The sequence below is a fragment of the Brumicola pallidula DSM 14239 = ACAM 615 genome, from assembly GCF_000428905.1.
Taxonomy (GTDB): Bacteria; Pseudomonadota; Gammaproteobacteria; order Enterobacterales; family Alteromonadaceae; genus Glaciecola; species Glaciecola pallidula.
Map to the genome: position 1 here is coordinate 1 of NZ_AUAV01000027.1, position 11,573 is coordinate 11,573.

At 39.9% G+C, this 11,573-nt stretch carries 10 protein-coding genes and 3 pseudogenes; 10 read left to right on the top strand and 3 right to left on the bottom strand.

The annotated features are described in order from the left end of the window. Nucleotides 1–122, top strand: a pseudogene (locus G399_RS20550) (transposase); the annotation flags it as partial. A 232-nt stretch (nucleotides 123–354) separates the two neighbouring features. On the opposite strand, the gene G399_RS0110600 reads toward G399_RS20550, so the two are convergent. After that, the gene (locus tag G399_RS0110600) at nucleotides 355–576 is read right to left on the bottom strand and encodes a hypothetical protein (protein WP_006012662.1); all 222 of its coding nucleotides are present in this window, start codon (nucleotides 574–576) and stop codon (nucleotides 355–357) included. Between the two features lie 243 nt (nucleotides 577–819). Beyond that, entirely contained in the window at nucleotides 820–978 is a 159-nt protein-coding gene (locus G399_RS22005) for a hypothetical protein (protein ID WP_154658916.1), read from the bottom strand. A gap of 94 nt (nucleotides 979–1,072) precedes the next feature. Between G399_RS22005 and G399_RS0110605 the strand changes: the two genes are divergently transcribed. The 9 genes and pseudogenes from G399_RS0110605 (at nucleotide 1,073) to G399_RS22550 (ending at nucleotide 10,587) form a co-directional block, all read left to right on the top strand. Next, entirely contained in the window at nucleotides 1,073–1,570 is a 498-nt protein-coding gene (locus G399_RS0110605) for an acyloxyacyl hydrolase (protein ID WP_148277429.1), read from the top strand. Nucleotides 1,571–1,613: 43 nt separating this feature from the next. Beyond that, the gene (locus tag G399_RS0110610; RefSeq protein WP_006012664.1) at nucleotides 1,614–1,916 is read left to right on the top strand and encodes a cation:proton antiporter domain-containing protein; all 303 of its coding nucleotides are present in this window, start codon (nucleotides 1,614–1,616) and stop codon (nucleotides 1,914–1,916) included. Nucleotides 1,917–2,033: 117 nt separating this feature from the next. After that, the gene (locus G399_RS0110615; RefSeq protein WP_006012665.1) at nucleotides 2,034–3,269 is read left to right on the top strand and encodes a DUF418 domain-containing protein; all 1,236 of its coding nucleotides are present in this window, start codon (nucleotides 2,034–2,036) and stop codon (nucleotides 3,267–3,269) included. 532 nt (nucleotides 3,270–3,801) lie between these two features. Beyond that, complete coding sequence (locus tag G399_RS20555; protein WP_006012666.1) at nucleotides 3,802–6,024, top strand: EAL domain-containing protein; 2,223 nt, start codon at nucleotides 3,802–3,804, stop codon at nucleotides 6,022–6,024. A 109-nt stretch (nucleotides 6,025–6,133) separates the two neighbouring features. Further along, nucleotides 6,134–6,826, top strand: a complete 693-nt coding sequence (locus G399_RS0110625) for an IS6 family transposase (protein ID WP_006012670.1) — start codon at nucleotides 6,134–6,136, stop codon at nucleotides 6,824–6,826. A 999-nt stretch (nucleotides 6,827–7,825) separates the two neighbouring features. Next, nucleotides 7,826–8,017 carry a hypothetical protein gene (locus G399_RS0110635; RefSeq protein WP_006012676.1) on the top strand — a complete coding sequence of 64 codons (192 nt, stop codon included), beginning with the start codon at nucleotides 7,826–7,828 and terminating at the stop codon, nucleotides 8,015–8,017. 537 nt (nucleotides 8,018–8,554) lie between these two features. Further along, nucleotides 8,555–8,808: pseudogene (locus G399_RS21635) on the top strand (transposase); the annotation flags it as partial. 112 nt (nucleotides 8,809–8,920) lie between these two features. Further along, nucleotides 8,921–9,088 (top strand): annotated as a pseudogene (locus G399_RS21640) (IS3 family transposase); the annotation flags it as partial. A 905-nt stretch (nucleotides 9,089–9,993) separates the two neighbouring features. Further along, the gene (locus G399_RS22550) at nucleotides 9,994–10,587 is read left to right on the top strand and encodes a PEP-CTERM sorting domain-containing protein (protein WP_006012686.1); all 594 of its coding nucleotides are present in this window, start codon (nucleotides 9,994–9,996) and stop codon (nucleotides 10,585–10,587) included. A gap of 127 nt (nucleotides 10,588–10,714) precedes the next feature. Here G399_RS22550 and G399_RS20570 read toward each other — a convergent pair whose 3' ends face one another. After that, entirely contained in the window at nucleotides 10,715–11,263 is a 549-nt protein-coding gene (locus tag G399_RS20570) for a reverse transcriptase/maturase family protein (protein ID WP_051288539.1), read from the bottom strand. Nucleotides 11,264–11,573 lie beyond the last annotated feature (310 nt).

An 11,573-nucleotide genomic window follows, 5' to 3' on the forward strand; every position in this document is an offset into this window, starting at 1 on the left:
TAATCGAGTTCGACGGCGAGGACGATCATGTTCACCTATTAGTGAACTATCCGCCTAAAGTGGCAGTGTCGAAACTGGTGAACAGCCTCAAGGGGATATCGAGTTTAATGATCCGGAAGAAAAAATATCCAAGCATTCAAAAGAAGCTACGTCCATGTCTTTTTTAGCATCGCGCATGTCTCCTTGAGTGCTTAAATAAGAAATACCTTGTTCTACAAAGAAGACATCGGCAACAAATAACTAAAGTTACTGAACCGGGATCTCTTGTAAGTGCTAGGTAAGAAAGGTAGATCGCTCCAGAGGTCAGAAATACGGCTAGAACAGACAGGTTCGGAAGCAGTTGTATTTCTACTGTTAAGGCGTCGCCGGGGCACCCTTAAGCAATTTTACAATCTCTGGATAACCGCTTTGCTTGGCCAAATTAACGAGGTAGCGTTTTTGTAGTTCGTCAAATAACAGATTAGTCAAAAGCGCTTTTAATCTTTGCTCATGACCATTGAAAATTGCACTCTCCAAGGCCCTCATATTCGACGCAGACTCAGAGCTGAGTTTACTTTTATCATTGTAGTCAGTCATGGCTTCTCCTTGTGGCTTTTTATAATCATGTTGTTGGTTATTTTCATAGCGAGTTTCCGCTAACAATTGCGTATGAATTAGTAAGATAGTTACTCATATTCCCTGTGCATACTATTCGGTATTGTACCTAATGAGTTGTGGAAACTACTTAACTCGATTTGCAATGTAAGTTGATAGCTTAGATATCGCTTTATACCTCAATTCCAACACACAGAGTGTTGTACATACCTTATTTCAAATAATCTAGCTGTCGCTTAGCATGGAGTCAGAAGCATGATATTCCATCACGTTACCCCGCATGTAGTCGCCATATGATATGGGGGGAACCCACATAAACGATGAGGATTCCCCTAATTCCCTAAAAGAAGAAACACGCCCAACATGCTCTGCTATTAGATCCATTACTACTGCGTTTGAATTTCCTTAGATACGAATTTCAAAGCATATTTAATTCAAACCTAGATAAACAGACATAGGCAATATAGGGGATAAATAAATGACAAGCGTCATACGACTTACGCTAATCACTTTGCTTTACTTTGTTTGCAATAACGCAGCTTCGATGGGTGCTATAAATGGACCGAAGCGAGAATTAACGGTTGCTTTTGGCACAGCCAATCTTTTCGACGGTTCTAGATATGCTGGTTATGGGCTTGAATACCGCGATTTACCTGTCTGGCGAAAACTTCGACCGATAATTGGCTTTAGTAACACCCGCGAGCATGACCAATATGCTTACATCGGTGTTCGTTACTTCTTTGTCTTAAATGAGGTGTGGCGATTCAACCCTACCTTCGCTATTGGTCTCTACAATTCTGGCAACGGCATCAATCTCGGTGGTCGTGTCGAGTTCCGCTCAGGATTTGAGTTTAGTCGCCAAATCAGTGACCGAGTGCATTTAGGCTTTGGTTTTTCACACTTATCAAATTCTAGAATCTATCGATCAAACCCGGGTACTGAAACTTTAGAACTGAGTCTGACGATCACTCTCTAATGTCGCATTAGGCAATAAGCTGATTTTTGACGCTGCCCTATTCATGTCGGTCCTTCCTTACGTCATCATCTTGTTTATCGGTTTGTTGGTTGACCAGGTTTTATCCGCAGCACTAGCTGCACGCTATACAGGTGAATTTGATTGGCCATCAAGTTGGATAATAGGTTTTGGTATGTTAGGTCGCGCCGAATTGGCGTTTGTCGTGCTCGATATCGCTTACGTGCAGCATAACATTATATCGAAGGAGGTCTTTTACACGCTTATACTAGTTGCCTTTTTACTTAATCTATTCGTACCACTTTACATCAATTGGCATAAGAAAAATTTAAAAATTGAGAGTAAATAAGGTCCAGAATCATAAGCAGACATGAACCACACAAAATTTTAAGTTGCATATAGCTTGATTGTATAGATCAGGAATAGTGTGTATATTTTCACCACTTTATGGATGCGGTTAACACTTATGTCGAATAATAACGAACGACTTCATGTTCTCGATGCTTTACGAGGGCTCGCTCTATTTGGGATCTTACTGGCAAATATACGTTTTTTTACAGGCTGGGATTTTGCTGATAACGAATTAAAAAAAGCACTAGCTGGATCTTATCTTGAATACTATGAATGGCTACATATCCTTTTGGTGGATGGTAAATTTTATACGGTATTTTCATTACTTTTCGGTGTTGGTTTTGCCATACAGTTACAGAGTTTAAAAACGAAAGGGGCTGGTGCAGCAATTGTTTATGTTCGCCGTTTAGCTATTTTGTTTTTGATCGGCTTCATACATATGACGCAATTTTGGTTTGGTGATATTCTAACAACGTATGCAATTTTAGGCTTGGCATTATTAGCTTTTTATCGGTGCTCCGATAGGTTTATTTTGGGCGCTGCAGCAGTGGCATTTTTTACACCCATGATTGGCTATTTGATTGCTTGGTATGGCTCTATCGCAATGGATTTTGGGTTCTATGCCGTAGGACAAAATGGACTGGCATCGAATATAAGTGGTTTTTCTGGAAGCATTATTGACGTGCAGGCATCTGGGAATTGGCGCGAGTATTTTGCTTTTAATCAGGCTGGCAGCTTTATTAAACTAGCTTATTATCTTGAGTCTTGGCGTTTTGTAAAAATATTTTTTGTTATGCTTGTAGGTTTGTGGGTGGGTCGTCAAATCATCCAGCATCAGCTCTTACAAAATATCCCATTTATAAAACGGGTGGCTTTGGGTGGACTTTTAATTGGCTTGCCTATGAGCTTTTTTTACGCAAAACTAGGGGTGGTAACCGCTTTTGCTGGTCCTGCGAACTTGACTGGTTTCCTTAGAATGACAGCTTACACACTTTCGGTATTTCCCTTAGGTTTTGCATATGCTGCATTATTTGTATTGGCTTGGCAAAAAGGCAGTCATTTACTTCACTTTTTTACCTATGCAGGCAAAATGGCGTTAACTAACTATCTATTACAAACAGCCATTGGCGTGTTTATATTTTATGGTATCGGCGGCGGTTTAACCGGTAAAATAGAACCTCATGTATTTATCATTTTTGCAGTTCTTATTTTTGCAGCTCAAGTAGTTATGTCAAAACTATGGCTAAAATGGTTTCAATACGGGCCAATAGAGTGGATGTGGCGATGCTGTACTTATGGCCAAATACAGCAACTTAGGAAAGCTAGCAGGGATAAGATCAGCCTTAATTAACGCAATCGAAGGGGCAGATATAGTCCTATCGATGTTGAGTGTTTCAGAGTTATCCCACACGCATTGCACAGCATCGTAAACATCATCATGACGATTCAGACTCCCGGCCACAAAACATCACCATGTATATAAATGAAAAGCGGTTTGACCTTGTTTTCTTCAGCGTTATATATCCTGATGGGGATGTCTCGCCCCTCTAAAGAGATCGTTGTATCTCGAATATAGCCCCGTTGGATGACCCGCAGAACGGAACAGCCTCACTATGAAATCGACACAGGGTATTCTAGGCACGTGAAATTCAAGGGATCCGAGTTTATTGCATAGATCATGTTTAGAGTTTACTCTTCCTGTACGAGCTTATTAGTTGTTAATAATAAGAGCAATGACACTGATAGGTCAGGACATCTCTGATTTAATCTAGATTGAAGCCCCCGGTTTCACTCGCACTCACAAATTTTGGGACTTGGTCAAAAAAGTTTTTATATCCAAATTAATAGGCGCGCATACGCGTTTTGGGGTTCTTAAATGTTTTATGAATGAGGTAGCAATGTCGGGTAGTCAATTCGAAGTATTTAGTGAGTCGCTCTTAAATCTAGTAAAAGGGAAAGCCCTATACAGCGGAAACTCAATAGATTCTTTCCAAGAGATCACAGAAGCCGCAGCACATATCTTGAATGTCGAACGAGTAAGTATTTGGATGTATTCACAGGATCGTTCTAGCATTGAAAGCATGGATCTTTACGAGCAAACACCCGATCACCATTCAAAGGGTGATGAGCTTTCAAAAGAGCAATTCCCGGCCTATTTTACCGCTATGGCTGAAGAACGTTTTATAGATGCACACGAAGCGCATCGAGACTCACGCACCATTGAGTTATCTAAACACTACTTAAGCCGACTTGGAATTGAATCGATGCTAGACGCACCAATTCGTTTTGGCGGCCAGTCAATAGGCGTTATATGCTTGGAGCATATAGGTAAATTTCGCACTTGGAGCCCCCAAGAAATCACTTATGTCAGTTCACTCGCAGATCTCGTATCTCATGCAGTTGAAGCACAAAAACGCTCTATAGCTGAAGCAGCACTTTTAGAAAGTGAAGCACGATATCGGAGCCTTGTAGAGAATATCCCCGATATTCTGTATAAAACAACTTTGGAGGGTGAAATCACTTATGTTTCACCTTCTGTATTCCCTGTTACAGGTTATAACGTGGATGAAGCAATAGGAATGAGCTTAGCGGACGAAATTTATGCTGACCCCAAAGACAGAAAATTATTTGTTACTAAAATTCTAAAAAATAGGTTTATCAAGAATTTTGAGGCTCAATTACGTCGCAAAGATGGTTCTCTATGGTGGGGCTCCGCAACAGCGCAGTTAGTGAGAGGAGATGACAGCAGGGTTTTAGGTATTGAGGGACTATTAAGAGATATTTCAGTGCAAAAAACTGCACAGGAAGAGCTTAGCTACCAGGCTGTCCATGATCGTTTAACCGGCTTAGTTAATCGTTACGAGTTTGAGAAACGGGTAAGTCACTTACTGGCTGATATTCAGGATAGCAATGATTGCCATGCTATGTGCTTCATGGATTTAGACCAATTCAAAGTAGTCAATGATACCTCTGGTCACGTTGCCGGAGATGCATTACTACATAAACTTGGGCAGCTATTGCTGTGCACCATTAACAAACAATACACGCTGGCAAGGCTTGGCGGCGACGAATTTGGGGTTTTAATGGAGCATTGTACGCTCGACGAGGCTCACAAAGTTGCTGATGAAATTCTTCAGGCTGTAACCGACTATCAGTTTCGCTGGGAGGATAAGGTGTTTCGAATAGGCGTCAGTATCGGTCTTGTCGCAATTACCAAAACCAGTACCGATTTTACGGAATTATTTCGCCAGGCAGATGCTGCCTGCTATGTCGCAAAAGATATGGGTCGTAATCGTATTCATGCCTACCATTTCGACGATGCAGAACTGGCAGTTCGGCATCGTGACATTAATTGGGTTGGACGAATTAATCAGGCCTTAGCTGAGGATCGTTTTTGCCTCTATGCTCAGCCTATTATCCCACTCGATGGCAGTAACCACAGACATTATGAGTTATTGATAAGAATGTTAGATGAGCAGGGAGAAATTATTCTTCCAGGCGCATTTTTGCCTGCAGCAGAGCGATACAACCTTATCGAAAAATTAGATGAATGGGTGGTTAGATACGCTTGTTCATTTCTCGCCAAGCATTCTCAGTTTTTCACGCAGATTGATTTTGTGACCATCAATTTATCGGGGCCATCATTAACTAATCGATCTTTTCTGCAATCTATATTACGCGTTTTTGAAGAAACTGGAGTATCACCCAGCATGGTGTGTTTTGAAATCACTGAAACAGTAGCAATTTCAAATCTAGACTTGGCCATTGATTTTATTAAAACTTTAAAGGAGTCTGGTTTTCGCTTTGCTTTGGATGATTTTGGTAGCGGTATATCGTCCTTTGGATACCTTAAAAACTTACCCGTAGATTATTTGAAAATTGATGGCATGTTCGTCAAGGGCATTGTGGATGACCCTATTGACTATGCGATGGTCAAATCGATTAACGAAATTGGGCAAGTAATGGGAATGCAGACTATTGCAGAATTTGTTGAAAATAATGAAATCAAAGACAAGCTCACTCTGCTTGGCGTAAATTGCGGTCAGGGATATGGGCTGGGGGAACCAAAACCACTGAAAGATTTAGTTAATCAAATTTTTAATTAATCCCGACGTTGGTTTCGTTGGGATTTGGACGATTGAACTGATTATTGGGTACTGTCATTTATCGCAGACACCAGTAACTGTGAGATAATCCGAGTATGAAAAATACTAAATGTACGCGGGTTATCACTACCCGCCTCAAGTAATCAGTCATGCAGTTTGGCTGTATCATCGATTTACACTTAGCTTTCGAGATGTTGAAGAGTTATTGGCCGCCAGAGGGATCATCGTAAGTTACGAGACCGTTAGAAATTGGTGCGTAAAATTTGGCAACCAATACTCTAGTCAGATCAGGAAGAAACGCGGTCAACTTGGCGATATGTGGTACTTGGATGAAGTATTTGTAAAGATAAATGGTGTCCTGCATTATCTTTGGCGTGCTGTCGATCAAGATGGTGATGAGCTTGACTTTCTCGTTCAAAAACGCAGAAACAAAAAGGCTGCCATGATGTTCTTTAAAAAGTTATTGAAGGGCCAGCAGGCAACGCCATTAAAGATAGTCACCGATAAATTGCGCAGTTATTCGGCTGCGAGAAGGGAAATTATGCCCAGCGTTGCTCATTCAACCCAACAATACGAAAACAATCGCTGTGAATTGTCTCACCAGCCGGGTAGACAACAAGAACCGCAAATGCGGCGGTTTAAATCACAAGGCCAAGCACAACGATTTTTAACGTGTCATGGCATTGTAAATAATCTGTTTAGGCTTGGCCGCCATAAAATGCAAGCCGGTAATTACAGGATACTGCGTGAACGAGCATTTAGTGAATGGACTAGGGTTAGTTGCGTCCAGAATTTGGCATGAGCTACCGAAAATTTATTCTCATCATATTAATTCGATAAGTTGACAATGCCATTGAAAGGTGCAAATTTCACCGAACTAGCGAGCTGTTTTGAGACCCAATAAATAAATATGAGTCTTGCTATTTTTAAATAATTTAGTTTCATATGGCTCCAAATGCAAAGAAATGAATTTGACCACTTGGAGCAAAACTAAAAAGAGAAACAAATACATGAAAAGCCGTGGAAATATTATTTGTGTAAGTATGATTGTTGTCGCGATAACTACTAGGCTGCTCATTGATTATTTAGGATCCACGGCTTACTTTTATAATTCAGTGCCTCAAGAGGTTTTTAAATACTCAGGCTTTGGTTCGCTTTTAGACCTTAAGTTCTCGATGTATTTATATTTTTTTGAGATGTTCCTATTTTATGCAAGCCTGACTCTGGTTTTGATAAGGGGTAAATTCATAGCCTTTACATTCATTTTGTGTTTTGTTTCACAGATAGCTATAGGATTTACGTCAGGGGTGTATATTGCAACCCCACTGGAATCTTTGCTTTCGTACATAAGCGGGTTTGCGCATATATTTGTTTTCGTTGTTGCTTTTTGGCCAGTTATAAAAGCAGATATAGCTTAGCTGAATTTTTGTAAGTCAATTTCAATACTAATCAATTGAGACGTTTAGATTTCGGGCTTTAAGCCACATTTTGGAATATAAGCAATAGAAGGAATTGCGCGATCATTATAGTCGATTCGCAGAGAATTAAGTTTTAACTTATAGCCACTTTTTTACTTGAGAGGTTTTCTCATCATCGGCATTGTTCTCGGCTTTTTGAGCCCATTTTTTTAAATTAAAATTAAGGTGGAATTATAACTTTTCAAGATTGGTTTTTTTCTTCAATACTAATAATCTGCAGTATAGTATGCATTTTTGATGCTTCTCGTTTAAAAATTAGATTACGAACTAAGATTTTACTTATCCTCATATTAATAGTTCCCTTGATAGGGGTTGTTTTATACTTGTTACTTAGGCCAACCTTTGGACCAGAAAATAATCCTTGGTTCAACCATACGCGCGGTCGTGGCGATTATTACCAAGAGAAATCCTTAAAACGAGCTCTTGAAATGTTGAAACAAAATAATAACCACAATCAAAAAGACAAACCTAATGATTCTGTTGAACCCGATATTGACGATGTAACAAAAAAGTAGATTGCACTATTTTCTATATTAAATATAAAGTGAATTAGTCTGAATTCAACCGTAACCAATGGGATGGACTCCTCCTCAACCTGACTAATTGGCTTTTTTGAGCCACAATGGTAATTGATACAAAACCATATTCAATCGAGGATAAACCCATGGGTAACATTACTAGAGTTGGTGTTGATATTGCAAAATCTATTTTTCATGTCCGTGCAGTTGACAGATTTAGCGAAGTTCAATGGAAAGGTAAGTATTAACGAAGCAAATGGTTAGCAGTTATATCTAAAAAAGTACCCATTGGGGCAGAAATTGCGATGGAAGCTTATGGCTCCGCTAACTATTTGGGCCGTTAACTTCAAAAGGTAGGTTATAAGGTTAAAATTATTCACGCTCAATTCGTTAAGCCTTATGTTAAAAGTAGCAAAAAATGTCGCGACTGATGCCCAAGCTAGCTGCGAGGCAATGAGTCGACCTAACATGCGCTTTGTAAGTCTAAAAACGGTTAGACAGCAAGGTGTCCAAGCTGCGCATGAGCAGCGCTACTTTTTAAAATGGCGGACGAAGTTCGGCGGCATGGATGCCTCCTTGATGACGCGAATGAAAGAACTGGAAGATGAAAACTAACGGCTTAAAAAAATGTATGCCGAAGAACGGTTAAAATATGAGGTCATCCAGGAAGCCATGGTAAAAAAGTGGTGAAGCCGTCTTTGAGAAGAGAGATGGCTAAGGCGTCAGTCGACGCTAGGCAAGTAAGTATTAGCTTGGCCTGTCGTCTATTTGTAGTAAGCGAAACCTGCTGTGCCATCGGTCATGGCTGATAATCATCTACAGCAGCAGTTTGTGGTTTGTGAAACTGATGGGGCGTGGGTCGCTGACATTACCTATATCAAAACGTACGAGGGCTGGCTTTCACTGAAAACGGAACGAGTGAAACGGAAAGTCTACACAACAAGGAGTCATGCTAGAGCCGATTTGTTTAATTATACAGAAATGTTTTATAATCGAACTCGATTGCACAGCCATCTTGGCTATGTGTCCCCCGATGAATATGAAAATACATATTCAAAGGCAAGCTGAATGTCTACTAAATCGGGGGGGAGATCAGACTGATATAATTAGAGCTATTAGTATATTGTATTGAGCAACAAAACATCATTCAATTAATCAACCTTGGCTGACGGCAAAGAGCGATAAGCGGACCTAAGCATCCATTATGTTTTTGGCAAGAAATCAGACAAATCGGAAGAAAGCTCCTATTAAATGACGGTTTCAAAAACTGATAAATCAGACTGTCAGAATTTTTTACACTTATTTCAGCTTCCCCTACATAACGTAACAAAGCGTTTGCTGAACCTTACGACAACAGCGAGCGATAAGCGGACCTAAACTCCCACAATGCTTAAGGCAGCAGATCCGACATTGCAGACATTAGTGGCTCAAGCTATTACCAATTATTTAGCCAAAGCATCACGAATAATTTAACTTTGTTCTGACCCCGATAGTTCCTTCCCCCCTAATTCCCTGCTGTAACGTTTAATCAAGCTAGTGTGACAGTGAAGCCATTTAGATTTAACCACCCAAAGCTGCTCTAGTTGGTTAATCAAATATAGTGTTTGGTCTTTATTTTGGAAATATTGAAAAATTTTCTCAGATTGCTGCTCGGTTAGCGTAGACGATTTAGGTTTTGGTGAATGATATGGGGTTGTCATCATGGTTGTTACAGCGAAACTTAGCTAACGAACGGCATATCATACGCCTAATGGAGCATAGCTAAGGACAAAATCAAATACTTTTTAGTGTCAGGTTATTTTACACTTATAACTGACTCATATTAGTGATTTTTTGTATCTAATTGAAGTGTAAGTATATTAATTTTTGGTATGTATTTTGCACATGATTAAAAATCATAAAGTGATGACGCGTCACTTTTTAACAATTCGATTCGCATATCAGTGTTGTGAAGGGATCAAAAGGTAAATCACATGAAGTATAAATTTTTAAACACTTGGTATAAATTTATGACTATAGTTGTTGTGTTACTTACAGCATCAGCGTCGGCCCACGCGGGGTTGATATACCAGTACACATTTACTCACACGTATAATAATGTTCTGGGCACAACTACCGGTAAGATTTTCGGACTTGAGGACAACAGTACGGGAGAGGCTTCCAATATAACGGTGGAGACATATAACCATGACTGGTTCCCGAGTGCCGGTATAGATTTAAATTCATTTAATGGGCTTAAAATAAGTGACTATACTATGGAAAACGGTGTTCTAACAAAATTTTTTATGTATTACCAAAGCATCGAAATAGTACCGGTAGCCTACACGGCCACACAAACCCGCACAATGATAATGGATTACAATACCGGTGTGAACCCATCCGCGCTCGGTATTATACGTTTTAAACTATCGTCGAGATTTCGGATTGCAGAGAATGAGGGTACCGGTCCGTTGACTATATCGGCTTACGCGCCTTTGGTAACCGAGGTCCCTGAACCTTCAACACTAGCGATATTTGCATTAGGCTTAATGGCTTTGGTTTCACGTCGATTTAAGAAGCAATCTTAATTCTACTGATTGACTATCAAAATTGATTATCGATAACGGTATGCCTGAATAAACCCATGTAACCCAATGTTGTCGATAATCATCAAGAAACGCCTCCCAATTCGGTAGGCGTTTTTTTTGCTTTCTCTTATATAAAAAGTGGCTGCGTTAGTCGACGAATATGATTGTGTAAGGTGCGCTTTGAAACGGTTATTTTCTCTTCACCAAATTGATACCCTAAAAAGTCGAAGCTATTTTTAATTCTACCGATAGTCGTTTTATCAGGGTGTTGTTTTAACTTGAGTTTTGCAAACTGTTGATTAACCGTTTTAATGGCCTTTCTTAATTTCCACCTAGACGTTGATAGCACAATCACATCATCCATGTACCGCCTGTAAAAAACAGATTTGTCTTCCATAGCTTTATCGAGTTCATATAAGTAAAAACTGGATATCAAAGGGCTTAATGAGCAGTCTGATGAAATGCCTTGTGTGAAATCAGTAAACAAGCCGCCATATTCAACACTGCGCTTGGCATATTGTGCTAATAAATTCATGACACGCTTGTCTTTTACATAGACGGCTAGCTTGTCTAATAAGATTTCATGGTTGATTGACTCATAATAGGATTTCACATCGGTGCGAAATACAAAGGTATTGCTTGATACGTGTCTTTGGAGTATAAGACAAATTAACACTATACACTACCCTTTGTTACAGCTGTCTCTCAGGGTGGTTTTGAGTTTACTAAAAAGAGTTTTTAGTGGTTTTCGAGGAAATTACGAGTGTTAACTTCTTATGTTGTTAGTCCTTTAGTGCAGAAACCTTGTGGGCGCCCGCAAACGCTCCTACCGCGAAATTTTCTATTTCTTAGTATTATGTAGTGTTTGGCTATACCCCAAAATCGAAGTCGCGTTGAACGGTAAAGTCTTCGTCGTACTGGTCATCGGGTGGCGCTCGTAGCGGCGGCAATAGCGGTGCTTGTGATGATACTGAATATGTTTTTTC

Excerpts from the sequence above, each read along its gene's own strand:
- G399_RS0110600 (WP_006012662.1), bottom strand. The coding sequence starts at position 576 with ATGACTGACTACAATGATAAAAGTAAACTCAGCTCTGAGTCTGCGTCG.
- G399_RS22005 (WP_154658916.1), bottom strand. The coding sequence starts at position 978 with ATGGATCTAATAGCAGAGCATGTTGGGCGTGTTTCTTCTTTTAGGGAA.
- G399_RS0110605 (WP_148277429.1), top strand. The coding sequence starts at position 1,073 with ATGACAAGCGTCATACGACTTACGCTAATCACTTTGCTTTACTTTGTT.
- G399_RS0110610 (WP_006012664.1), top strand. The coding sequence starts at position 1,614 with ATGTCGGTCCTTCCTTACGTCATCATCTTGTTTATCGGTTTGTTGGTT.
- G399_RS0110615 (WP_006012665.1), top strand. The coding sequence starts at position 2,034 with ATGTCGAATAATAACGAACGACTTCATGTTCTCGATGCTTTACGAGGG.
- G399_RS20555 (WP_006012666.1), top strand. The coding sequence starts at position 3,802 with ATGAATGAGGTAGCAATGTCGGGTAGTCAATTCGAAGTATTTAGTGAG.
- G399_RS0110625 (WP_006012670.1), top strand. The coding sequence starts at position 6,134 with ATGTACGCGGGTTATCACTACCCGCCTCAAGTAATCAGTCATGCAGTT.
- G399_RS22550 (WP_006012686.1), top strand. The coding sequence starts at position 9,994 with ATGAAGTATAAATTTTTAAACACTTGGTATAAATTTATGACTATAGTT.